This window comes from Streptomyces sp. AC512_CC834, assembly GCF_019049325.1.
Lineage (GTDB): Bacteria > Actinomycetota > Actinomycetes > Streptomycetales > Streptomycetaceae > Streptomyces.
The window spans coordinates 91,012-114,095 of the sequence record NZ_JAGMUO010000013.1 but is presented as its reverse complement, the minus strand read 5'-3'; the positions used below and the strand labels follow the sequence as shown (position 1 = coordinate 114,095).

Here is a 23,084-nt window from a genome sequence, read left to right as displayed (position 1 = left end):
GCGTCCGCCGTGGCTCCGGCGTTCATCGGTCGGCCGGTCTGCTGGTCGGAGTCAGTGTCAGCGCCAGTGCCGTCGCCAGTAGTACGGCGCCCACGGCCGGCAGCAGCAGCCGCAGGTCCGTCAGTTCCACCAGGGCCGCGCCCGCCGCCAGGCCGAGGACGTTCGGGGTGAAGACCAGGGAGTTGGCCGTTGCGGTCACCCGGCCCAGCAGCGGGCACGGCGTCGCGTGCTGGACGCTGGTCAGGGCGGCGATCAGCACCGTGGGCAGCCCCGCGCCGATCGCCGCGCTGGAGGCGAGGGCCACGGCGTCGTACGGCGCCGCCCGTACCGTCACCGCCACCGCGAGCAGGGCGATCCCGGCGGATGCGAACCGCCGCCCGCCCAGTCGGCGCAGCGCCGGGCCGGCGAGCAGCCCGACCGTCACCGACCCGGCGCCCTGGACCGCGTACAGCGCACCGGCGTACGTGGGGGAGTGCCCGAGGGCGTCGACGACGGCGTAGGTCGTGGCGCCGTTGACGCCCGCGCACAACATCGTGACGCCGCCCGCGAGGACGAGCGGGCGCAGCCCGGGGTGTCCCCACAGGTACCGGGCGCCCTCGGCGGTCTGGCGCCGCCAGTTCGACGTGGGGCGCTCCGGCGGAGTTTCCCGTACCCGCAGGGCCGTGTACAGGCCCGTGGCCAGTACGAACGTCGCCGCGTCCAGCAGCGCCACGCTCGCGCCGCCGTACGCCGCGTAGAGGCCCGCTCCGGCCAGGGGCGCCACGAGCTTCATGCCCTCGTTGGCGGTCATGCGCAGTCCGTTGAAGTCGCCGAGCAGGTCCGGTTCGACGGCGGCGGCCACAAGCGCCGACTCGGCCGCGTCGTGTACGACGCCCGCCGCGCCGTACACGAGCAGCACCGCGAACAGCAGCCACAGCGTGTTCGGTGAGTCGACGGCGCACAGTGAGAGCAGGACGCCGGCCATCAGCAGGCTCGTGGCGATCAGCAGCGGTTTGCGGCGCACGCGGTCCGCCAGGGTGCCCAGTGCCGGGCCCGCGAGCGTCGGCGCCCACATCGCGAGCATGCACAGCGCCGCGAGTCCGTCCGAGCCGGTGAGGTCCTTCACCCATACGCCGGCCGCCAGCCACAGCGCCGAGGTGCCGAAACCGGACACCACCACCCCGGCGAGATACAGGCCCGCGTCGCGGTCGCGCAGGACGCGAAGGGCCGAGTAGCGATCGCCCGTTCCCGCGGATTTTTTCACCCTCGCTGTCTTCATACCTGGTCAGCGTGGGCCTAAGGCCCGGGTGCGGGCATCGGGCAGGTGCCCTACTGGCGGCCCCGGCGGTCCCGGCGACCGATGAGTTTCGCGGGCGCGATCGGTCCACCTTCTCAGAGAGCCGGCCACGCACATCACCGAGGAGCAGCCGATGACCGCCGACAGCACCACCCTCGACCTGGGCCCGCAGACGCGGATCCTCGCCCGCCTCGCCGAGGGCGTGAGTGACGCGCGGCTCGCGGACCCGACGCCCTGTCCCGACCTGGCGGTGCGCAACCTGCTCGGCCATCTGACCGGGCTGGCCGCCGCCTTCCGCGACGCCGCGCGCAAGGACCTCGGCACCACCACCAACACCAGTCCCGAGGCGAGCGTGCCGGACATCGGGCCCGCCTGGCGCGCGGAGTTCGTCGAGGTGCTCGGGGAACTCGCTCAGGCGTGGCGCGACCCCGACGCCTGGGTCGGTATGACCCGGGCGGGCGGCATCGACCTGCCCGGCGAGGTCGCCGGCGCCGTGGCGGCCGACGAACTGGTGATCCACGGCTGGGACCTGGCCCGCGCGACCGGCCAGGACTACGCCCCCGATCCGGCCGCCCTCCAGACGGCGTACGGCCTGCTCAGCGCCGCCGCGGGGGAGTCCGACCGGGACGAGGGGATGTTCGGCCCCGTCGTCGCCGTGCCCGCCGACGCGCCGCTGCTGGAGCGCGCGGTGGGGCTGAGCGGACGCGACCCGCGCTGGACCCGCCCCGCTCGGTAGCAGCGGACACCGCCTCGACCGGTAGTGGCGGAGACCGCCTCGACTTCCTTTGTCAGAAGCATTGACGTGGCTCCGCGCCGCTCTTACCTTCGACGCGTCGTACTCCGTACGTCATATATGAGACGCGATACGCGAGATCAGATATCTGAGATCGGTCCGCGCATCCGACGCGAGATTCCGAGAGGCGCGCATGACCTCTGTGCCCACGCCGATCCCCTCCCGCACGCAGTACGTGCTGGAAGAGATCAAACGCCGCATCCTCACCGGCCGGTTGACGCCCGGCCAGGCCCTGGTCGAGACCGACCTCGCCGCACAGTTCGGGGTGTCCAAGACACCGGTGCGCGAGGCGCTCAAGACGCTGGCCGGTACCGGACTGGTCGTGAACAGCCAGTACAAGGGCGTCACCGTGCGCATGGTGGACGCGGACATGGCGCACGAGGTCTACGACGTCCGGCTGCTGCTCGAGCCCGAGGCGCTCAGGCGCGCCGTGCGCCGCGGTGCCTCCCTCGACGCCGCCCGGGACGCGCTGACCCGCGCCGACCGGGCCACGGACACCGCCGAACGGTCCCTTGTCAACCGCGAGTTCCACCGCGCCCTGTACGTGCCGTGCGGCAACCCGCTGCTCGGCCGGATGCTCGACGAGGTCCGCGACCAGGCGGCGCTCGTCTCCGCGGTCGCCTGGGCGGCCAACCCCTCCTGGGAGCGGGAGGCCGGCGAGCACCAGGAGATCCTGCGCCTCGCCCTCGCCGGTGACGCGGACGGCGCGGCCCGCGCCCTGCACGCGCACATCGCGTCCTTCGTCGAACGGGCCTTCCCCGAAGCGGGGACGGCGGCCCAGGAAGAGGAAGGTCAGGCATGACAGCGACGTTCGAGACCCAGCGGGCGGCCCTGGCCGACGTGGTGGCGATCCCGGTGACCCCGTTCGCCGAGGACGGCACCGTCGACCCCGCCACCTACCGGGCCCTGCTGCGTCGTCTCCTCGACGGTGGCATCACGACCCTCACCCCCAACGGCAACACCGGCGAGTTCTACGCCCTCTCCCCGGCCGAGCGCCGCCTCGTCACCGAACTGACGATGGAGGAGACCGGCGAGCGCGCGGACGTCCTGGTCGGCGTCGGCCACGACGTGTCGACCGCGGTGGCCTCCGCCCGGCACGCCCGCGACCTGGGCGCCTCGATGGTGATGGTGCATCAGCCCGTCCATCCCTACGTCTCCCAGGGCGGCTGGGTCGACTACCACCGCGCCATCGCCGAGGCCGTGCCCGAACTCGGCGTCGTGCCCTACATCCGCAACGCCCTGCTCACCGGCGCCCGCCTCGACGACCTCGCCGACGCCTGCCCCAACGTCATCGGCGTGAAGTACGCCGTGCCGGACGCCGCCAGGTTCGCAGCGTTCGCCCGCGACGCCGGCCTCGACCGCTTCGTCTGGGTCGCGGGGCTGGCCGAGCCGTACGCGCCCTCGTACTTCTCCGCGGGCGCCACCGGCTTCACCTCGGGTCTGGTGAACGTCGCCCCGGCCGTTTCGCTGAACATGATCGAAGCGCTTCGATCCGGCGACTATCCGGGCGCCATGAAGGTCTGGGAGCAGATCCGCCGCTTCGAGGAACTGCGCGCCGCCAACGGCTCCGCCAACAACGTCACCGTGGTCAAGGAGGCCCTCGCCTCGCTGGGCCTGTGCCGCCGGGAGGTGCGCCCGCCGAGCAAGCCGCTGCCCGAGGGCGAGCGCGCCGAGGTCGCCGCCATCGCTGCGGGGTGGTCCATATGACCTCCCACATACCCTCCAACACCTCCCATACGGCCTCCGGGAAATCCCCGGAACAGCTTCGCAGCCACCAGTGGTACGGCACGGACGGTCTGCGCTCCTTCAGTCACCGTGCCCGCACCCGCCAGCTCGGCTACCTGCCCGAGGAGCACCTCGGCAAGCCCGTCATCGCCATCCTCAACACCTGGTCCGACATCAACCCCTGCCACGTCCACCTGCGCGACCGCGCCCAGGCGGTCAAGCGCGGGGTCTGGCAGGCGGGCGGCTTCCCCCTCGAATTCCCGGTCTCCACGCTCAGCGAGACCTTCCAGAAGCCGACCCCGATGCTCTACCGCAACCTCCTCGCCATGGAGACCGAGGAGCTGCTGCGCTCCTACCCGGTCGACGGCGCCGTGCTGATGGGCGGCTGCGACAAGTCCACCCCCGCCCTGCTCATGGGCGCCGCAAGCGTCGACCTTCCGGCGGTGTTCGTGCCCGCCGGGCCGATGCTCCCCGGGCACTGGCGCGGGCAGACCCTCGGCTCCGGCACCGACATGTGGAAGTACTGGGACGACAAGCGGGCCGGCCTCATCGGCGACTGCGAGATGCAGGAGCTGGAGAGCGGTCTGGCCCGCTCGCCCGGGCACTGCATGACGATGGGTACGGCGTCCACGCTGACCGCCGCCGCCGAGGCCCTCGGCGTCACGGTCCCGGGCGCCTCCAGCATCCCGGCCGTCGACTCCGGGCACGACCGGATGGCCGCCGCGGCCGGACTGCGGATCGTGGAACTGGTCCACCGGGACCGGAGACTGAGCGACATCCTCACCGCGGACGCCTTCGAGGACGCCGTCACCACCGTGCTCGGCCTCGGCGGCTCCACCAACGCCGTGATCCACCTGATCGCCATGGCGGGCCGCGCGGGTGTCACCCTCACCCTCGACGACTTCGACCGCGTCGCCCGCACCGTCCCGGTGCTGGCCAACGTCCGCCCCGGCGGACAGACCTACCTGATGGAGGACTTCCACTTCGCCGGCGGCCTGCCCGGCTTCCTCTCCCGCATCACCGACCTGCTCCACCTGGACCGGCCCACCGTCTCGCACGACACCCTGCGGGAACAGCTCGACGGCGCCCTCGTCCACCACGACGACGTCATCAGGACCCGTGACAACCCCGTCGCGGACGAGGGCGGAGTCGCCGTACTGCGCGGCAACCTCTGCCCGGACGGCGCCGTTATCAAGCACATCGCCGCCGAGCCCCACCTGCTCAAGCACACCGGGCCCGCGGTCGTCTTCGACGACTACAAGACCATGCAGCGCACCATCAACGACCCCGCCCTGAACATCACCGCCGACAGCGTGCTGGTGCTGCGCAACGCCGGTCCCAAGGGCGGGCCCGGCATGCCCGAGTACGGGATGCTGCCCATCCCCGACCACCTGCTCAAGCAGGGTGTGCGGGACATGGTCCGGATCTCCGACGCCCGGATGAGCGGCACGAGTTACGGCGCGTGCGTGCTGCACGTGGCCCCCGAGTCGTACGTCGGCGGACCGCTCGCCCTGGTGCGCAGCGGCGACTCGATCACCCTCGACGTCGAGGCGCGCTCGCTTCAGCTCAATGTGGACGACGCGGAGCTGGAGCGCCGCAGGGCCGCCTGGACACCGCCGCCCGCCCGCTACGAACGGGGCTACGGCGCGCTCTACAACGAACAGATCACCCAGGCCGACACCGGCTGCGACTTCGAGTTCCTGGCCCGCCCCGGCAAGGTGCAGGACCCCTACGCAGGCTGAACCGCACGGAACCACATGCCGGAACCACAAGCCGGATCCGCGCACACCCCTGCCAGTGGAGAAAGCGCTTCCCGTACGACTTACGACCCGCCAAGCGCACCGCACGACCCACGCACGACGTACCAGAACGGAGAACTGTCATGGCCCAAGCCGCAGCCGTGGCGAAACCGCCCGCGCCACCCCGGCGGCGCCGTGCCTCGGCCACGCCGCGCAGGCTTCCGTACCTGCTGATCGGGCCGGCCGTCCTGCTGATGCTGGGCTTCATCGCCTATCCGGTCATCAGCGTCTTCTACTACAGCCTTCAGGAGTACAACCCCACCAAGCCGTGGCGGAACGGCTTCGCGGGCTTCGACAACTTCGTCAAGATCTTCACCGACGACCCGATGTTCTACGACACCCTCGTCTTCAGCGCCAAGTGGGTCTTCGTCGAGGTCGGACTGCAACTGCTCTTCGGTCTCGCGCTGGCGCTCATCGTCAACCAGACCTTCGTGGGCCGGGGCATCGGGCGTGCCATGGTCTTCTCCCCGTGGGCCGTCTCCGGCGTGCTGACCTCCGCGATCTGGGTGCTGCTCTACAACTCCCAGACCGGCATCAGCCGTTACCTCGCCGACATGGGCATCGGCACCTACGGCACCAGTTGGCTCTCCGACACCTCGACCGTGTTCTCCGCGGCGGTCGTCGCCGACCTCTGGCGCGGCGTGCCCTTCTTCGCGATCCTCATCCTCGCCGACCTCCAGTCCGTCTCGAAGGACCTGTACGAGGCCGCCGAGGTCGACGGGGCGAGCCGCGTCAAGCAGTTCTGGCACATCACGCTGCCGCACCTGAAGGACGCCATCATCCTGTCCACGCTGCTGCGCGCGGTGTGGGAGTTCAACAACGTCGACCTGCTCTACACCCTGACCGGCGGCGGGCCGGCGGGCGTGACCACGACCCTGCCGCTGTACATCGCCAACACCAGCGTCGACGCCCACGACTTCGGCTACGCGTCGGCCCTCACCACGGTCGCGTTCGTGATCCTGCTCTTCTGCTCGATCGTCTACCTGCGGCTGAGCAAGTTCGGAGGCGAGAACAAGTGATCACCAAGGAGGCCGCCGCGGCCGCCCCCGCCCCCGCGCGGACCGCCCCCGCCCCGCCGCGGCAGAGCAAGAAGCGCCCGGCCTGGGACGAGGTGCCCCGCTGGCAGATCTACCTGCCGCTCGGGATCTACCTGGTCTTCACGCTGATCCCCTTCTACTGGATCCTGCTCTTCTCGCTGCGCCCGGCCGGCTCGACCTCGCTCGTGCCCTGGCCGATGACCACCGCGCACTTCGAGAAGGTGTGGACCGACCGTGCCTTCGGCACCTTCTTCGAGAACAGCGTGTACGTCGGCGTCGCGACCCTGGTGATGACCACGCTCGTCGCCCTGGCCGGCGGCTACGCCCTCGCCCGGTTCGACTTCAAGATCAAGCGGGCCTTCATGCTCGGCCTGCTCTGCTCCCAGTTCGTGCCCGGCGCGCTGCTGCTCGTGCCGCTCTTCGAGATCTTCGCCGGACTCCAGATGATCAACTCCCTCGGCAGCGTCATCATCGCCGAGACCGTCTTCCAGCTACCGCTGTCGATCATCCTGATCAGCAACTTCATCAAGAACGTGCCGTACTCCCTGGAGGAGGCCGCCTGGGTCGACGGCTGCGGCAGGTTCCGCGCCTTTCGTATCGTCGTGCTGCCGCTGCTGCGCCCTGGCCTGATCGCGGTCGGTTCCTTCGCCTTCGTGCACTCCTGGAACCACTTCCTGTTCGCCCTGATGTTCCTCAACAACCAGAGCAAGCAGACCATCCCGGTCGGCCTCAACTCCCTGATGAGCGCGGACAGCGTCGACCTCGGCGCGCTCGCCGCCGGCGGCATCGTCGCGGCCGTCCCCGTCGTGATCGTCTTCGCCTTCATCCAGAAGTGGCTGATCACCGGCTTCAGCGCGGGGGCGGTGAAGGGATGAGCCGGATGAGCCGGGTTCCCGTCGTCCTCGCCGGCGCCCGCGGCCACGGCCGCTGGCACGTCGCCAACATCCGCCGCCTGGAGCGGGCCGGACTGGTCAGCCTGGCCGGCATCTGCGAACTGACCCCGCTGACCGAGCAGGAGGCCGGCGGCGAACTCCCCGAGCAGTCCGCCGACTTCGATGCCCTCCTCGACTCCACCGGCGCCCGGATCGCCGTCATCTGCACGCCGATCCCCACCCACACCGACCTCGCGCTGGCCGCCGCCCGCAAAGGCGTCCACCTGCTCCTCGAGAAGCCCCCGGCCCCGTCGTACGCCGAGTTCCGGCGCATGGCCGACGGGGTCGCCGAGGCCGGCGTCGCCTGCCAGATCGGGTTCCAGTCGCTGGGCTCGCACGCGGTGCCCGCCGTCCGCGAGCTGCTCGCCGAGGGCGCCATCGGCGAGGTGGCGGGCATCGGCGGAGCCGGTGCGTGGGTGCGCGACGAGGCCTACTTCCGCCGGGCACCCTGGTCGGGCAAGCGGCGCCTCAACGGCGCCGACGTGATCGACGGCGCGCTGACCAACCCGCTCGCGCACGCCGTCGCCACCGCCCTCGCGCTCGGCGGCACCGCCCGCGCCGAGGACGTCGCCGGCATCGAGACCGAGCTGAGCCACGCCAACGACATCGAGGCCGACGACACCTCCTGCGTGCGCATCAGCACGGCACGCGGGCACCGCGTCACCGTCGCCGCGACCCTGTGCGCCGAGCGGGCCGACGAGCCGTACGTCCTGGTGCACGGCGGCAGCGGCCGCATCACCCTCTGGTACAAGCAGGACCGCATCCTGCTCCAGCGCGGCGGCCACGGCCCCGAGGAGTACCACTACGGCCGCACCGACCTGCTGGAGAACCTCGTCGACCACCTCACCACCGGCGCCCCCCTGCTGGTACCCCCGGACGAGACGGGCGCCTTCATGCGGGTCGTCGAGGCGATCCGCCGGGCCCCCGACCCGGAACCGCTGCCCGAGGCCGCCTGGCGCCGCGTCCCCGGCGAGGGCCGCCGCGTGGTCCCCGGCATCGACGGGTTCGTGACCGCCGCCGCCTCCACCCTCTCCCTGTACTCCGAGCTGGGCGCGCCCTGGGCCCCGCGCACCGAGCACCCGCGACACGAGGTGAGCACCCGATGACCGGCAACGACTCCCCGGTGCTGCGCGTGGCGGGCCGCCCCGTCGCCCGCTACGTCACCCGGCCCGAGCTGCCGCCCCGGCTCTCCCCACGCCCCTACCTGTACCCCGTCACCACCCTGGCCGGCACCGCCGTCACCGAGTGCGGTCCCGCCGACCACCTCCATCACCTCGGCGTCGGTGTCGCCGTTCCCGACGTCGAGGGGCACAACTTCTGGGGCGGGAGCACCTACGTCCGAGGCCGCGGGCCGACCGAGCTGGACAACCACGGCAGCCAGCGGCACACCGCCTTCCAGCTCAGCGACCCCGACGGCTTCGTCGAGGAACTGCGCTGGGCCGCCGCCGGGACCGAGCTGCTGCGCGAGCGCCGCACGGTCGCCGCCACCGAGCTCACCGCCACCGGACTGACCGCCGGCGGGCTGACCGCCACCGGACTCACCGCCGGCGCCTGGGCGCTGGACTTCACCTTCTCCCTCACCAACATCACCCCCGACCCCCTCACCATCGGCAGCCCCGCCACCAATGGACGCCCCGGCGCCGCCTACGGCGGCTTCTTCTGGCGCGCCCGCAAGGAGAGCGCGGCGCCCAGGGTCTTCACCGCCGACCGCGAGGGCGAAGCGGAGGTCCACGGCACCGGCGCCGACTGGCTCGCCCTGACCGGCGACACCTGGTCGCTGGTGTTCGCCGGCGCCACCGAACGCACCCGGCGCGACCCGTGGTTCGTGCGCACCGAGGAGTACCCGGGAGTCGGCTCCTCGCTGGCCCACGACGCCCGGGTGACCGTCGCCCCCGGCGACACCCTGGTCCGCCGGATCGTCACCGTCGTTGCCGACGGCCGCCTAGACGCCGACGGCGCCGCCACCCTCGTACGAAAGGCGGTGAGCCCGTGACCCCCGAGACGGCCCCGGAGACCCCGGAGACCCCGGAGACATACACGAACCCCGTCCTGAACGCCGACTGGTCCGACCCGGACGTCGTGCGCGTCGGCGACGACTTCTACCTGACCGCGTCCAGCTTCGGCCGGGCCCCCGGTCTGCCGCTCCTGCACTCGCGCGACCTGGTCCACTGGACCCTCGTCGGGCACGCCCTGGACCGCCTGGAACCCGAGCGGGCGTTCGCGACGCCCCGGCACGACTGCGGCGTCTGGGCCCCGTCCCTGCGCCACCACGCCGACCGCTTCTGGATCTTCTGGGGCGACCCCGACCAGGGCGTCTTCCAGGTCAACGCCCCCGAGATCAGGGGCCCGTGGACCGCACCCCGGCTGGTGAAGGCCGGCAAGGGGCTGATCGACCCCTGCCCCCTGTGGGACGAGGAGACCGGCGAGGCGTACCTCGTGCACGCCTGGGCCAGGTCCCGCTCCGGGGTCAAGAACCGCCTCACTGGCCACCGCATGCACCCCGACGGCACCGAACTCCTCGACGACGGCAAGGTGATCGTCGACGGCGACCGCCTCCCCGGCTGGTTCACCCTGGAGGGTCCCAAGCTCTACCGCCACGACGGCTGGTTCTGGATCCTGGCACCCGCCGGCTCGGTGGAGACCGGCTGGCAGGGCGCCTTCCGCTCCCGCGACTTCTTCGGGCCGTACGAGGAGAAGGTCGTCCTCGAACAGAAGGACACCGACGTCAACGGCCCCCACCAGGGCGGCTGGGTGCGCACGCCGGCCGGCGAGGACTGGTTCCTGCACTTCCAGCAGCGCGGCGCGTACGGCCGGGTGGTGCACCTCCAGCCGATGCGGTGGGACGCGGAGGGCTGGCCGGTGCTGGGCGACGACGGCGCCCCGGTCACCGAGCACCCGCGCCCCGCGCTGCCCCCGCAGCCGGCCGCCGCACCCGCGACCGACGACGACTTCCCCGGCGGACGGTACGGCCGCCAGTGGTCGTGGACGGCCAACTCCCGCGACGGCTGGGCCACCCAGCACTCCGGGGACGGGCTGCGGCTGGCCTGCGTCCGCTCGGCCGACGCGCACGACCTGCGCGTCCTGCCGAGCGTCCTCACCCAGCGATTTCCCGGCGACCCCTCGGTGATCGAGGTCGAGCTACGGCTGGACAGCGAGGAACCGGGCGCGCGGGCCGGGCTCGCGGTGCTCGGCGACGCCTACCGCTGGATCGGGCTCGAGCGGGACCCGGACGGGACGGTGCACCTGGTGCACCGGTTCGCCGAGTCGGTGGCCGAGGCCGAGCGGGACGCCGACCGGCCCCGCCCCGCACCCGGGGGACGGGCCCGGCTGCGGATCGAGACCGTTCCCGGGGCGCGCTGCCGCTTCTCCTACGACCTCGGCGACGGCCCCCGGCCCACCGGTCAGGAGTTCGCCGCCACGCCCTGGCGCTGGGTCGGCGCACTGCTCGGCCTGTTCGCGCTCGCGCCCGCCGGCCAGGGACACGCCGGCGTGGCCACCTTCACGCGGTTCCGCGTCGGGCCCCACTGAAACCCCCACGTTGTCGTTCCACCGCTTTGTCGTTCCACCGCTTTGTTGGATCCAGAAGAAGAGAGCCGACCAATGAGGATCAGCATGCTCAGCAGCAGAGACAGCGGCGCAGGCAGGCGCCGGACATCCGTCGCCGTCGCCCTGGGGGCCGTGCTCGCACTGACCGCCACCGCCTGCGGCGACGACGGCAGCGGGTCGGGCGGCGGCAAGGGCGCCGAGGGCAGCGGCAAGGGGAAGATCACCTTCTGGGACAACAACGGCGGTATCCGTACGGCCGTCTGGAAGGAGATCATCGCCGACTTCGAGAAGGCCAACCCGGACATCGACGTGGAGTACGTCGGAATCGCCGCCACCGAGTACCAGTCCAAGGTCGACACCGCCATCCAGGGCGGCGGCCTGCCGGACGTCGGCGGCGTGACGGCGTCGATGCTCGCGGGCTTCTCCGCCCAGAAGGCCCTGGAACCCCTGGACGACCGGCTCGCGAAGTCCCCCCGGAGCGGCGAGCTCAACAAGGACATGGTCGAGTCCCTGAAGGCCGCCGGCGGCGGCGACGGCACCCTGTACTCGATGCCTACCTCCGCCAACAACGGCGTCCTCTACTACCGCACCGACCTGTTCGAGAAGGCCGGTCTTGACGCGCCGACGACCTGGGACAAGTTCTACGAAGCCGCCGACAAGCTGACCGACAAGAGCGAGAACGAGTTCGGCTACACCATCCGCGGCGGCTCCGGATCCATCGCCCAGGCGCTCGACGCGATGTACGGGCAGTCCGGCATCACCTCGTTCTGGGACGCCGGCAAGAAGAAGACCACCGTCAACGACCCGAAGAACGTCGAGGCGCTGGAGAAGTACGCGGCCCTCTACAAGAAGGTCACGCCGGCCGCCGACGTCAACAACGACTTCGCGAAGATGACCGCCCAGTGGGACACCGGCACCATCGGCATGCTCAACCACAATCTGGGCTCCTACCAGGACCACGTGAAGGCGCTCGGCGTCGACAAGTTCCGCGGCATCCCGCAGCCGGTCGGCCCGTCCGGCAAGCGGGTCCAGGTCTCCAACCCGGTCGACGGGCTCGGCATCTTCAAGGCCTCCGAGAACAAGGAGGCCGCCTGGAAGTTCATCGAGTTCGCCACCTCGAAGGAGCAGAACTCGAAGTTCAACGAGTCGGCCGGGCAGGTGCCGTCCAACACGGGGGCCGCCGGTGACGCGTGGATCCAGAAGGCCGAGCCCACGAAGCTGGCGGCCGAGGCGCTGAACGACGGGTCCACGACCATCGTCCAACTGCCGTACTACCTGCCGGACTGGAACACGCTGTCCAAGTCGGAGAGTGAGCCGGGGTTCCAGAAGGTGCTGCTCGGGGACATGAGCGCGAAGGACTTCCTGGACGGGCTGGCCGAGAAGCTGAACGAGGCGCAGGCCGAGTGGACGGAGCAGATGGGTTAGCCGGGCTCGGGTTCGGTTCGGGTTCGGTTTCGCCGTGGGCGGTCCGTGGGTCGTCGCGGGCTGCGGGCCGTCCGTGGCTTGTCGCGCCCACGCGGCGGAGCCGCACATCGATACAGCCCCGCGCCCCTGGGGGTGCTTCCCTCACCTCTCTTGGAAGGTGTGCCAGCGTGTCCATCACCCGAAGACAAGTCACCTCAGCCGCCATTGGCTCCATCCCCCTGGCGTTCGCCGCCGCCGGTACCGCCCAGGCCGGCGGACGCCACCCCCGCACCCTCTACATCGCCGGCGACTCCACCGCCGCGCAGAAGTACGCCGACGCCGCGCCCGAGACCGGGTGGGGGATGGCGTTGCCCTTCTTCCTCCGCAAGGGCCTCCGCGTCGCCAATCACGCCGTGAACGGGCGGAGTTCGAAGAGCTTCGTCGACGAAGGGCGGCTGGACGTCGTGCTCGGCGCGATCCGCCCCGGCGACCTCCTGCTCGTCCAGTTCGCGCACAACGACGAGAAGGACGAGGACCCCGCCCGCTACACCGAGCCCTGGACGACGTACCAGGACTACCTGCGGATGTACGTCGACGGCGCGCGGGCCCGTGGGGCGCGGCCGGTGCTGGCCACGCCCGTCGAGCGGCGGCGGTTCGACGCGGGCGGTACCGCGCAGCCGAGCCACGGGGAGTACCCGGCGGCGATGCGGGCGCTGGCGCGGCAGGAGGGCGTGGCGCTGCTCGACGTACAGGCGCTGTCGCTCGCGCTGTGGCAGCGGCTCGGTGTCGAGGGGACCAAGGTGTACTTCAACTGGACCGCCACCGAGCAGGACAACACCCACTTCAACCCGCCGGGCGCGATCGCCGTCGCCCGGCTCGTCGCCCGGGAGCTGCTGCGCGGGCGGGTGCTGGCGCACCGGGACGTGCGCCGGCTGGACGAGGAGATCCCCGAGTCCTGGATCAACTGGCCGACATCGGCCACCGCGTAAGACCGCACGACCGCACGACCGCACGACCTCACGACCCCGAGAGTCAGGGAGAGCCGCACCATGAGCACCTATAGATGGCATGGGCATGTCACTCGCAGCGCCGCCGCGCTCGTCGGCTGCACCGCCCTCGTACTGAGCCTGACCGCCGCCACGGCCGAGGCCCGCCCCGGTCACCACCACCCCCGGGACACCGCCCGGCAGACGCTGCCCGCGAACGACGGCTGGGCCTCCCAGGGCACCGGCACCACCGGCGGGGCCGCCGCCGACGCGGACGACGTGTACACCGTCACCGACTGGGCCGGATTCAGGGCCGCCCTCGCCGCGGAGGGCACCGCGCCGCGCATCATCAAGGTCAAGGGCACCATCGACGCCGTCTCGGAGGGCTGCGAGGCCTTCGCTGCGCCCGGTTACGACTTCGACGCCTACCTGGAGAAGTACTCCCCGGAGAACTGGGGCCTGGAGACCGACCTGAGCGCCGAGCCCGACGACAGCCCCGAGGGCCTGCGCCGCGCCTCCGCCGCACAGCAGGACCAGTCCATCAAGGTCGAGGTCCCCTCCAACACCACGATCATCGGCGTCGGCCGCGACGCCGGGCTCAAGGGCGCCAGCCTCCAGATCAAGGGCGTGGACAACGTCATCGTCCGCAACCTGGCCTTCGAGAGCCCCGTCGACTGCTTCCCGCAGTGGGACCCCACGGACGGCGACCAGGGCAACTGGAACTCCGAGTACGACAGCGCCGTCGTGTACGGATCCACGCACGTGTGGCTGAACCACAACACCTTCACCGACGGCGAGCACCCCGACAGCGCGGCGCCCACCTACTTCGGCATGCTCTACCAGCAGCACGACGGCCAGTTGGACATCGTGAAGGGCGCCGACCACGTCACCGCGTCCTGGAACGTCTTCACCGAGCACGACAAGACGATCCTGATCGGCAACAGCGACAGCGAGTCCACCGCCGCAGTCGACCGCGGCCACCTGAAGGTGACCTTCCACCACAACCTGTTCAAGAACCTCGTCGAGCGCGCGCCCCGCGTCCGCTTCGGCCAGGTCGACGTCTACAACAACCACTTCGTGGCCTCGGACGACTACGCCTACAGCTTCGGCGTCGGCAAGGAGTCCGCGCTCGTCGCCGAGTACAACGCCTTCACCCTGCCCGACGGCGTCAGCCCCGCCAAGGTGCTGAAGCGCTGGAACGACTCGCCGCTCACCGCCGCCCACAACCGCGTCAACGGCCGCACCGTCGACCTGATCGCCGTCCACAACGCGCAGGTCCCGGACGAGACCCTGCGCTCCGGCGCCGGCTGGCGGCCCACCCTGCGCACCCGGGTCCTTCCGGCCTGGGCCGTCCCGGTCGTCGTCGACCACGGCGCGGGCGCCGGCCGCCTGCGCTGACACCCGCCCCCGTGGACCGGAAGGGCCGGGGAGCCCGCACCGGCCCCGGCCCTTCCGGTCCTCCCGCCGCCCGCCGCCCGTCACCGAAGGAGCACCCGCATGCACCGACCCCGACCCCGACCCGCCCCCTCCCGCAGAGGCTTCCTCCTGACGACCGCCGGCGCGGGCACCGCACTCGGCCTCGCGGCCGTACCCGCTGCCGCCGGCACCCGACGGCACCCGCGCCCCTTCGGCCGGTACGGCTCACCGGCCGCCCGCCGCACCCCGAAGACCCTGTACGTCGACCCGCACGGCCGCGGCGACTTCACCTCCGTACAGGCCGCCGTCACCGCGACCGGGGGCGGCGGCTGGACGCTGGTCCTCGCCCCCGGCACCTACCGCGAGACGGTCTCCGTGGACGCCGACCGCACCGGGGCGACCTGGATCGGCGCCTCCGGGGACCCGCGCGACGTCGTCATCGTGTACGACAACGCGGCGGGCACCCCCAAGCCGGACGGCTCCGGTACCTACGGCACCAGCGGGTCGGCGACCACCACCGTGCGCGCCGACGGCTTCACCGCCCGCTCGATCACCTTCGCCAACGACTGGCTGCGCGCCGACCAGCCCGACTGGACCGGCACCCAGGCGGTCGCCATCAAGGTCATGGGCGACCGGTCCGCCTTCCACGACTGCCACTTCCTCGGCCACCAGGACACCCTCTACGCCGACACCCGTGACCGCTCCCTCTTCGCCCGCCAGTACTACGAGCGCTGCTACGTCGAGGGCGACGTCGACTTCGTCTTCGGCCGGGCGACCGCGGTGTACGAGCGCTGCCACTTCCGCACCCTGACTCGCACCGACCTCGACGCCGCCCCCTACGGCTTCGTGTTCGCACCGTCCACGGCGGGCGCCAACCCGCGCGGCTACCTGGTCACCCACGGCCGCGTCACCAGCGAGGCCCCGGACGGCTACTACAAGCTGGCCCGCCCCTGGGTGCCCAGCTCCGACACCACCGCCCGCCCGATGCTCACCGTGCGCGAGACCCACCTCGGCGCGGGCATCGACGCGGTGGCGCCGTACGCCAACATGCGGGACGCCTACCCCTGGCAGGAGCAGCGGTTCAGCGAGTACCGCAACACAGGACCCGGCGCCGCGATCACCGTCCCGGAGAACCGGCCCCAGCTCACCCGCGCCGAGGCCGCGACGCACACCAGGGAGGCGTACCTCGGCGACTGGCGGCCGTACGACTGGCGGCGCTGACCCGCGGCGCTGACCCGCGGGCGCCGACCGGCCCGTCGCGGGCGGCACTTGACCTGCTTGACGCGATTTTTGCCAGGTATAGGGGCGCGGATCCGGCCACGGGTCTCGCGCTCACCCGGGTGACGCGCGTAGAAACCTGTGTCATGCATAAACCACTGCGCGTTGCGACCGTCACCGCCGCCTGTGCCGTCGCCGGCGCCGTCCTGTACGGCACGGGCGCGGCCACCGCCGGCCAGTCGACGGTCAACTCCACCCACGAGCCGTACAACATCGGGGTGCTGGCCAACGACATCGACGCCTACTACGGCACCACGCTCGACGCCGACGGCGTCTACCAGGCCTCCCCGGACAGCCCGTACGCCGCCGACCTGGCCCGGCTCGACAGGGCCGCGAAGCGGCAGATCGACCGGGCGGCCCGCTCGGCGCACCACAAGCACACGAAGCCCGCCGTCGTCTTCGACATCGACGACACGCTGCTCCTCAGCCTCGACTACGAGAAGAAGAACAACTACGGCTACGACAGCGCCACCTGGGCCGCCTACGTCGACCGGGCCGACCGCCCGGCCGTCCCCGGCAGCCCGGGACTCGCCCGGTACGCCGAGAAGAGGGGCGTCGAGGTCTTCTACAACTCGGGCCTGGGCGAGGCGCGGCGCGCCGCCGCCGTCGAGAACCTGAAGAAGATCGGCGCCGACGTGAACCTCGACACCGGCCACATCTTCCTCAAGGACGAGGCCGACCCGCCGTCCTACCTGTCCCACTGCGCCACCCCGGACGCCTGGAACTGCACCACCGTGCAGTACAAGGCGGGCACCCGCCGGCACATCGAGCGGGACCTCGGGTACGACATCGTCGCCAACTTCGGCGACCAGTACTCCGACCTCCAGGGCGGCTACGCGGACCGGACGTACAAGCTGCCCAACCCGACCTACTTCGTCGAGTAGCGGGTCGCGGGTCGCCCGCTCAGCCAAGGGCGGTGAAGTCGCCCTCCACCGAGAGGCGTCCGGACGCGGCGGTGGCCGTCGCGGAGTAGCGGTCGCCGCCCGCGTCCCGGCCACCGCGCTCGTGGTTGTACTGCCCGGCGAACATCCACTCGCCCGCCGGCACCGTACGGCCCTGCCTGAGCGTCCACCGGTAGACGAGGAAACCGTCCCGCTCGTCGACCGTGAAGGTGAAGTCGTGCTCCGGCAGTGACCGCCAGGCGCCGGTGGAGGTGACCGAGCCGGTCTGCGCCACCCGCAGTTCGACCGTGAGCGCGGTCAGCGGAGCGCGCGTCCTCAGGGTGATGTTGCTCTGCGCCCAGAACTCGTTGCTGTGCGGGTCCACCGCGCCGTCCGACCACACCGCGCCGTCCGACCACCGCGCCCCGGGCTCACGCGCCCCGGGCTCACGCGCCCCGGGCTCACGCGACCCGGACTCACGAGGTCCGGGCGAGGTGGCGACCGAGCGCTGTGCGGGGGCGTCGTCCTTCACCGCGGACGTGACCGCGTAGCCGCCGGCGACCAGGACGCCCGCCACCGCCGCCGTCGCACCGGCCACCCGCACCCAGCCCGGCAGCGGCAGCGGCAGCGGCGGACGGGCCGGCCGGCGTTGCCCGGGACGGTCCCGGGCCGTCATGCCGCGTTCGACCCGGGCCAGGATCCGGGCCCGGTCGGGTGCGTGCGCCCCGGCCGCCTCGCGCAGTCGGGCGCGCAACTCCTCGTCCGCGTCCCGCCGCCCGGTCATCGGCTGCCTCCCGCGGCCTCTGAGCTGTGCGCGATCGCCGCGCGCACCTGCTGAGGAGCACGGGGAGCGGCCCGGGTGCCGAGCAGCCGCTGGAGTTCGGCCACGCCCTTCGACGTCTGGCTCTTCACCGTACCCACCGAGACGCCCAGGGCGAGCGCCGTGTCCCTCTCGGAGAGGTCGAACGCGTGCCGCAGCACCACGCACGCCCGCTTGCGAAACGGCAGCCGGCGCAGCGCCTCGCGCACGTCCACCACGCCCGCGACGTCCGGGTTCTCCGTCCGCTCCTCGCGCTGCGACCAGAACAGGGCGACGCGTCTGCGCTCGCGCACGGCGGTCCGGATACGGGTGCGGGCGAGGTTGGCGACGACACCGCGCGCGTACGCCACCGGATGGTCGGCCGCGCGGACCCGGTCCCAGCGGTGCCACAGGGCCAGCAGGGCGTCGGCCGCGAGGTCGTCGGCGGCGTCCGGCTCGCCCGTCAGCAGGTGGGCGAGCCGGGCCAGTTCGGCGTAGTGGCGCTCGAAGAAGGCACGGAACTCCGCGGAGGCGGCGTCGTCGACGACTGGCCTCACGGCGGACTCTCCTCGCAGCGGCTTCCCCGGTGCCGAACACCGTACGGCAGGCCGAACCCGAAGGGCCCCCGGAAAGTCAGCCCTTGAGCGCCGCCTCCATCATCGCCTTGGCCACCGGGGCCGCCAGGCCGTTGCCGCTGATCTCGCTGCGGGCCGCGTCGGACTGCTCGATGATGACCGCCACGGCGACCTCCTTGTCCGAGGAGTCGGACTTGGCGTAGGAGGTGAACCAGGCGTACGGCGTCTTGCTGTTGTTCTCGCCGTGCTGGGCCGTACCCGTCTTGCCGCCCACCGTCGCGCCGGCGATCTGCGCGTTCGACCCCGTGCCCTCGTCGACGACGGTCTGCATGGCCGACTGCAACTGCTCGGCGGTGGAGGAGCTGACGATCCGCTTCGAGTCCGGGTCGGTGTGGTCCTCGAGGACGTCGCCGCCGCTGTCGGTGACCTGAGACACCATGTGCGGGGAGACCAGCTCGCCGCCGTTGGCGAGGGCCGCCGAGACCATCGCCATCTGCAGCGGGGTCGCCGTCACGTCGAACTGACCGATGCCCGTCAGGGCCGTCGACGACCGGTTCATGTCCTTGGGGTACACGCTGGTGTAGGCCCGTACCGGCACGTCCTGCGTCTCGTCGTTGAAGCCGAACTTCTCGGCCATGGCGCGCAGCTCGTCCTGGCCGAGGTCGACGGCCATCTTCGCGAAGACGTTGTTGCACGAGTACTGCAGCGCGGTGCGGATCGTGGCGTTCTCGCAGGGGGCGTTCGGGTTCTCGTTGGTCAGGTCCGTCGTGGTGTCCGGCAGGGTGTACGGGTCCGGGCTGTCGGTCTTCTCGTCGACCGACCCGTACAGCCCGTTCTCCAGCGCGGCGGCCGCCACGACCAGCTTGAACGTCGAGCCCGGCGGCAGCGGCTGGCGCAGCGCGCGGTTGGTCAGCGGCTTGTCGGGATCGCTGGTGAGCTTCTCCCAGGCCTCACCTGCGGTGTTGGCGTCGGTCAGCGACGTCGGGTCGTACGAGGGGGTCGAGACGACCGACAGGATCCTGCCCGTCTGCGGGTCGATCGCGACGGCGGCGCCCTTCTTCTCGCCCAGCGCCTCGAACCCGGCCTTCTGCACGTCCGGGTCGATCGTCGTCACCACGTTGCCCGGCTCGGCGCGCGTGCCGGTGACCGTGTCCATCACGTTCTTCAGCCGCGGGTCCGTGCCGTTGAGCACGTCCTGGTAGATGCCCTCCAACTGCGTCGGCGCGTACGCCTGCGAGGCGTAGCCCGTCACCGCCGCGTACAGCTTGCCCTTCTCGTACGTGCGTTTGTACGCGAGGTCGCCGCCCTCCGTCGACGCCGAGCCGGTGATCGACCGTCCGGCCACGATGATGTTCCCGAGCGGGTCCGCGTACGTCTCTATCGCGTTGCGCCGGTTGTCCTTGCTGTCCGCGAGTGCCTGGCCGTCGTAGAACTGCACCCAGGTCGCCCTGATCAGCAGAGCGAACACCAGGAGCAGCGTGAAGACCGAGGCGCGCCTGATCGTCTTGTTCATCCCACTGACGGGACGAACGGGCGGGCGGCGATCGTTCCCATGTGCCCCGTTTTCTCATCTTTCTCATCCCTTCTCATCGCCCGTTCATGAAGCCCGCCTCGTAGGCCCGGATCACCGCCTGGGTGCGGTCCCGGGCGCCGGTCTTCGCCAGCACCGACGCCACGTGGGTCTTCGCCGTGGCCGGGCCCACCCCCAGCCGCCCGGCGATCTCCGCGTTGGTCAGACCGGTCGCCATCAGCCGCAGCACCTCGCCCTCGCGCTCGGTGAGCCGCGCCACCCAGGGCGGCGGCGCGGGATTCGCGCGCGCGTGCTCGGCCGCCAGCGTCCGCACCGCCGCCGGGAACAGCAGCGTGTCGCTGTGCGCCACCAGCCGCACCGCCCGGACGAGGGTATCGGCGTCGGCGCGCTTGAGCAGGAAACCGGCGGCACCGGCGCGCAGGGCGTCGTAGACGTAGGAGTCGTTCTCGAAGGTCGTCACGACCACGATGCGGGGCGGCCCGGCGAGCGTGGCGAGGATCTGCTCGGTGGCGCGGATGCCGTCGACCTCGGGCATCCGGACGTCCATCAGGACCACGTCCGGCCGGGTCTGGCGCACGACGGAGACGGCCTCGGCGCCGGTGGCGGCCTCGCCGGCGACCTCCAGGTCCGGTTCGGCGGAGAGGATGGCGCGCAGGGCGGTACGGACCATGCGTTCGTCGTCGGCGAGGACGATCCGGATCGGCGGACGGGTCACGCGGTTCCCTTCAGCGGCGGTCGGACAGGGGCAGTCGGACGTGGAGTCGCCACAGCGGCCCCTCGGGGTCGGGGCCCGCCTCGGCGGCGCCGCCCAGCAGCCGGGCCCGGTCGGCGATGCCGCGCAGGCCGTGACCGCCGCCGGGGCGCGGGACGGGGCGGGAACCGCCCAGGGGATTCTCGACGGTGATCCGCAGATCGTCGTCCAGCACCTCGACGCGCAGCGCCACGGTGACCTCCTCGCCCGCGTGCCTGAGCGCGTTGCTCAGCCCCTCCTGCACGATGCGGTACGCCTCGCGGGAGACCAGCGGCGGCAGCGTCTCCGGGTCGGTGGCGACGGTGGCCGTCACCCGCGGCCCGCCCGCGCGGGTGCGGCGCAGCAGGCCGTCCAGGTCGGCGGCGAGCGTCGGCGCGGGCGCGGGCGCGGGTGCCGGTGCTCGTGCCGGTGCGGTGTCCCAGGCGGCACCGGGCGCGTCGCCGTCGCGCAGTACGCCCAGTACGGCGTCGAGTTCGCCCACCGTGCGGCGCGTGGTGTCCTCGATCGCGGCGAGCGCCTCGCGCACGAACTCCGGGTCGGAGTCCAGCACCCGGCGGGCGGCGCTCGCCTGGAGGGTGACCGCGCTCAGGGCGTGGCCGACCGAGTCGTGCAGTTCACGCGCGAGCCGGTTGCGTACGGCGAGGTCGGCGGCGCGGGCCTCGGCCGCCGCGACCCGGTCCTCGGCACTGGGGCCGAGCAGCGCGGGCGCCCAGCGGGCCAGCAGCGTGCCGCAGACGCCCGCGCAACCGGCGAGCGCGACCAGCATCGCGGCGCCCGCGAACGGCGCGAGGGCGAGCGCCCAGGTGTGGTGGAGGACGCCGGGCAGCCCCATCCGGTCGTCGCGCAGCGCCGGCACGAAGGGCAGCAGGACCAGCGCGGCCGCGAACGGCGGCACCGCCAGCGACATCCCCGCGACGATCCCGCCCGCCCCCAGATGCAGCGTGAACCAGGCCGCCGTACGCCCCTTCTCGCCCTTGGTCCGGGCGGGCCCGTAGGCCAGCCGGTCGGCCTCGACGCCGCACAGCCACCGCACCACGCCCGACTCCAGAGGGCGGGTCAGCGGGAACAGCGAAGTGACGGCGGCGAGCGGCAACCCGATGGCGAACGAGGCCAGTTGGAGGCGGAGCGAGCCGAACACGTTCGCGTCCCCGGCGACCGGGCCGACGACGACCGAGCCGACGAGGACGTACGGCATGGCGAGCGCGCCGCCGAGGATCAGATGGATCCACCGCAGGCGCGCCCGCCGGCCGAACAGGAACCGGGCGAACGCGGTCACGGCCGGGTGCGGGCCGTGACCGACCGCCGGGTGAGGAAGTGGGCGCCGACTGAGGCGAGGAGGAGGCCGACGGTCATCTGCCCAGCGTAGGCGAGCGTCATCAGCGTGGCCGGGCGGTCGGCGGCATCGTCGGCGGGCATCAGCGTGGCGAGCAGCACCCAGCCGCCCCAGCAGGCCACGGCGGCGGAGCAGACCCAGACCGAGGCGAGGGGCACCGCGACCGGAAGGCGCCGGGCGCGGCGGAAGGCGAGCAGCAGGGTGCCGACGACGGCCGCCGCGAGGAACGCGACGTGCAGGCCCTCCAGCACCCGGAAGCCGGCCGCGCGTTCCCCCGCCCCGAGCCCCGCCGTGCCGCCGCTCGCCCAGTACAGCCGGACCGCGAACGGGAAGGACGCGAGAACCGCACCGATCACGGCGACGGCCTTGAACGGCGCCGCGACGGCGCGCACCGGCAGATCCCACATCCGGCCGCGCCACAACCGCCCCCAACGGCCTCGCGCGTAGCGGACGAACAGCGTCCCCAGGGCGAGTCCCTGCACGATGAAGCCGGTGTAGACGACCGCGAACACCCATGAGTGGAGGAAGGGCTCGCCTCCCGGTCCTGACGCCGTCGCGGTGTCCTCGCCGAACGCCCGCGTCAGGAGCTGCAACGGGAACCCGGCCATGATCGGCGCGAGCAGACCCGTGGCGACCCAGACCGGGAACGCCAGCCGCCACGCGGGCACCCGCAGGCCCCACGGGAGGGTGAGCGTCAGCGCCAGCGCGATCACACAACTGTCCAGGAGCAGGGTGAGCCCATTGGCCACGGCCATGGTGACCCGGTGGTCCAGCAGGACGCTGCCGGCCGGGATCCCGACGTGACTCCCGGCGATCCAGGCGACCTTGAGCCCGAGATACGGCAGGCAGGCGGCGACGGCGACCGCGCGCAGCAGCCGACGGGCGCGGGCGGACCCCGCGGCGGAAGCGGCCGGGAGGGCGGTGGAGGGCGTGGAAGCGCTGGAGGGGGTGGAGGCGAGGGGCTGCGTCATGGCTCCACGCTCCCGTGCCCACACCCCGGGCGCGTCCCACGCCGCGACGAT

General features: G+C 72.2%; 21 protein-coding genes. 14 read left to right on the top strand and 7 right to left on the bottom strand.

Annotated elements, in window-relative coordinates; all coding sequences use genetic code 11:
* Positions 1–22: 22 nt before the first annotated feature.
* A complete protein-coding gene (locus KUM40_RS03930; protein ID WP_217162841.1) occupies positions 23–1,258 on the bottom strand; it encodes an MFS transporter in 1,236 nt (411 codons plus the stop codon).
* A 151-nt stretch (positions 1,259–1,409) separates the two neighbouring features.
* Between KUM40_RS03930 and KUM40_RS03925 the strand changes: the two genes are divergently transcribed.
* From KUM40_RS03925 to KUM40_RS03860, 14 genes are all read left to right on the top strand, one after another.
* A complete protein-coding gene (locus tag KUM40_RS03925; protein ID WP_217162839.1) occupies positions 1,410–2,012 on the top strand; it encodes a TIGR03086 family metal-binding protein in 603 nt (200 codons plus the stop codon).
* A 190-nt stretch (positions 2,013–2,202) separates the two neighbouring features.
* A complete protein-coding gene (locus KUM40_RS03920) occupies positions 2,203–2,871 on the top strand; it encodes a GntR family transcriptional regulator (protein ID WP_217162837.1) in 669 nt (222 codons plus the stop codon).
* Entirely contained in the window at positions 2,868–3,776 is a 909-nt protein-coding gene (locus KUM40_RS03915) for a dihydrodipicolinate synthase family protein (protein ID WP_217162836.1), read from the top strand. Before KUM40_RS03920 ends, KUM40_RS03915 begins: the two co-directional genes overlap by 4 nt.
* Complete coding sequence (gene araD / locus KUM40_RS03910) at positions 3,773–5,536, top strand: L-arabinonate dehydratase (protein ID WP_217162834.1); 1,764 nt, start codon at positions 3,773–3,775, stop codon at positions 5,534–5,536. Before KUM40_RS03915 ends, araD begins: the two co-directional genes overlap by 4 nt.
* A gap of 140 nt (positions 5,537–5,676) precedes the next feature.
* Positions 5,677–6,612 (top strand): carbohydrate ABC transporter permease, encoded by a 936-nt coding sequence (locus KUM40_RS03905; RefSeq protein WP_217162832.1) that lies wholly within the window; start codon positions 5,677–5,679, stop codon positions 6,610–6,612.
* Positions 6,609–7,505, top strand: coding sequence for a carbohydrate ABC transporter permease (locus KUM40_RS03900; protein WP_217162829.1), 897 nt, complete (start codon positions 6,609–6,611; stop codon positions 7,503–7,505). Before KUM40_RS03905 ends, KUM40_RS03900 begins: the two co-directional genes overlap by 4 nt.
* Positions 7,506–7,510: 5 nt before the next feature.
* The gene (locus tag KUM40_RS03895; RefSeq protein WP_217162827.1) at positions 7,511–8,668 is read left to right on the top strand and encodes a Gfo/Idh/MocA family protein; all 1,158 of its coding nucleotides are present in this window, start codon (positions 7,511–7,513) and stop codon (positions 8,666–8,668) included.
* A complete protein-coding gene (locus KUM40_RS03890) occupies positions 8,665–9,555 on the top strand; it encodes a PmoA family protein (protein WP_217162825.1) in 891 nt (296 codons plus the stop codon). The genes KUM40_RS03895 and KUM40_RS03890 overlap by 4 nt, the downstream gene beginning before the upstream one ends.
* Entirely contained in the window at positions 9,552–11,090 is a 1,539-nt protein-coding gene (locus tag KUM40_RS03885) for a glycoside hydrolase 43 family protein (protein WP_217162823.1), read from the top strand. The genes KUM40_RS03890 and KUM40_RS03885 overlap by 4 nt, the downstream gene beginning before the upstream one ends.
* A gap of 84 nt (positions 11,091–11,174) precedes the next feature.
* Positions 11,175–12,533 (top strand): sugar ABC transporter substrate-binding protein, encoded by a 1,359-nt coding sequence (locus KUM40_RS03880; protein WP_374227337.1) that lies wholly within the window; start codon positions 11,175–11,177, stop codon positions 12,531–12,533.
* A 167-nt stretch (positions 12,534–12,700) separates the two neighbouring features.
* Positions 12,701–13,501: a rhamnogalacturonan acetylesterase gene (locus KUM40_RS03875; protein ID WP_217162818.1), complete on the top strand. Its 801-nt coding sequence runs from the start codon at positions 12,701–12,703 to the stop codon at positions 13,499–13,501.
* 60 nt (positions 13,502–13,561) lie between these two features.
* A complete protein-coding gene (locus tag KUM40_RS03870) occupies positions 13,562–14,896 on the top strand; it encodes a polysaccharide lyase family 1 protein (protein ID WP_217162816.1) in 1,335 nt (444 codons plus the stop codon).
* A 99-nt stretch (positions 14,897–14,995) separates the two neighbouring features.
* Positions 14,996–16,135 (top strand): pectinesterase family protein, encoded by a 1,140-nt coding sequence (locus KUM40_RS03865; protein ID WP_217162814.1) that lies wholly within the window; start codon positions 14,996–14,998, stop codon positions 16,133–16,135.
* A 143-nt stretch (positions 16,136–16,278) separates the two neighbouring features.
* Positions 16,279–17,076 carry an HAD family acid phosphatase gene (locus KUM40_RS03860; RefSeq protein ID WP_217162812.1) on the top strand — a complete coding sequence of 266 codons (798 nt, stop codon included), beginning with the start codon at positions 16,279–16,281 and terminating at the stop codon, positions 17,074–17,076.
* A 19-nt stretch (positions 17,077–17,095) separates the two neighbouring features.
* On the opposite strand, the gene KUM40_RS03855 is transcribed toward KUM40_RS03860, so the two are convergent.
* The 6 genes from KUM40_RS03855 to KUM40_RS03830 form a co-directional block, all read right to left on the bottom strand.
* Entirely contained in the window at positions 17,096–17,857 is a 762-nt protein-coding gene (locus KUM40_RS03855; RefSeq protein ID WP_217162810.1) for a hypothetical protein, read from the bottom strand.
* Positions 17,854–18,429, bottom strand: a complete 576-nt coding sequence (locus KUM40_RS03850; RefSeq protein ID WP_217162808.1) for a SigE family RNA polymerase sigma factor — start codon at positions 18,427–18,429, stop codon at positions 17,854–17,856. Before KUM40_RS03850 ends, KUM40_RS03855 begins: the two co-directional genes overlap by 4 nt.
* 76 nt (positions 18,430–18,505) lie before the next feature.
* Positions 18,506–19,960 (bottom strand): penicillin-binding protein 2, encoded by a 1,455-nt coding sequence (locus KUM40_RS03845; RefSeq protein ID WP_217162806.1) that lies wholly within the window; start codon positions 19,958–19,960, stop codon positions 18,506–18,508.
* A 73-nt stretch (positions 19,961–20,033) separates the two neighbouring features.
* On the bottom strand, positions 20,034–20,693 hold the full coding sequence (locus KUM40_RS03840; protein ID WP_217162803.1) for a response regulator transcription factor: 660 nt from the start codon (positions 20,691–20,693) through the stop codon (positions 20,034–20,036).
* A gap of 10 nt (positions 20,694–20,703) precedes the next feature.
* Positions 20,704–22,005 carry a histidine kinase gene (locus tag KUM40_RS03835; protein WP_217162801.1) on the bottom strand — a complete coding sequence of 434 codons (1,302 nt, stop codon included), beginning with the start codon at positions 22,003–22,005 and terminating at the stop codon, positions 20,704–20,706.
* A complete protein-coding gene (locus KUM40_RS03830) occupies positions 22,002–23,033 on the bottom strand; it encodes a hypothetical protein (protein ID WP_254394498.1) in 1,032 nt (343 codons plus the stop codon). The genes KUM40_RS03835 and KUM40_RS03830 overlap by 4 nt, the downstream gene beginning before the upstream one ends.
* Between the last annotated feature and the right edge of the window lie 51 nt (positions 23,034–23,084).

Bases quoted from the DNA above. Each gene is read 5' to 3' on its own strand.
- KUM40_RS03930 (WP_217162841.1), bottom strand. From the start codon at position 1,258: ATGAAGACAGCGAGGGTGAAAAAATCCGCGGGAACGGGCGATCGCTAC.
- KUM40_RS03925 (WP_217162839.1), top strand. From the start codon at position 1,410: ATGACCGCCGACAGCACCACCCTCGACCTGGGCCCGCAGACGCGGATC.
- KUM40_RS03920 (WP_217162837.1), top strand. From the start codon at position 2,203: ATGACCTCTGTGCCCACGCCGATCCCCTCCCGCACGCAGTACGTGCTG.
- KUM40_RS03915 (WP_217162836.1), top strand. From the start codon at position 2,868: ATGACAGCGACGTTCGAGACCCAGCGGGCGGCCCTGGCCGACGTGGTG.
- araD (WP_217162834.1), top strand. From the start codon at position 3,773: ATGACCTCCCACATACCCTCCAACACCTCCCATACGGCCTCCGGGAAA.
- KUM40_RS03905 (WP_217162832.1), top strand. From the start codon at position 5,677: ATGGCCCAAGCCGCAGCCGTGGCGAAACCGCCCGCGCCACCCCGGCGG.
- KUM40_RS03895 (WP_217162827.1), top strand. From the start codon at position 7,511: ATGAGCCGGGTTCCCGTCGTCCTCGCCGGCGCCCGCGGCCACGGCCGC.
- KUM40_RS03890 (WP_217162825.1), top strand. From the start codon at position 8,665: ATGACCGGCAACGACTCCCCGGTGCTGCGCGTGGCGGGCCGCCCCGTC.
- KUM40_RS03880 (WP_374227337.1), top strand. From the start codon at position 11,175: ATGCTCAGCAGCAGAGACAGCGGCGCAGGCAGGCGCCGGACATCCGTC.
- KUM40_RS03870 (WP_217162816.1), top strand. From the start codon at position 13,562: ATGAGCACCTATAGATGGCATGGGCATGTCACTCGCAGCGCCGCCGCG.
- KUM40_RS03865 (WP_217162814.1), top strand. From the start codon at position 14,996: ATGCACCGACCCCGACCCCGACCCGCCCCCTCCCGCAGAGGCTTCCTC.
- KUM40_RS03860 (WP_217162812.1), top strand. From the start codon at position 16,279: ATGCATAAACCACTGCGCGTTGCGACCGTCACCGCCGCCTGTGCCGTC.
- KUM40_RS03855 (WP_217162810.1), bottom strand. From the start codon at position 17,857: ATGACCGGGCGGCGGGACGCGGACGAGGAGTTGCGCGCCCGACTGCGC.
- KUM40_RS03845 (WP_217162806.1), bottom strand. From the start codon at position 19,960: ATGAACAAGACGATCAGGCGCGCCTCGGTCTTCACGCTGCTCCTGGTG.
- KUM40_RS03830 (WP_254394498.1), bottom strand. From the start codon at position 23,033: ATGACGCAGCCCCTCGCCTCCACCCCCTCCAGCGCTTCCACGCCCTCC.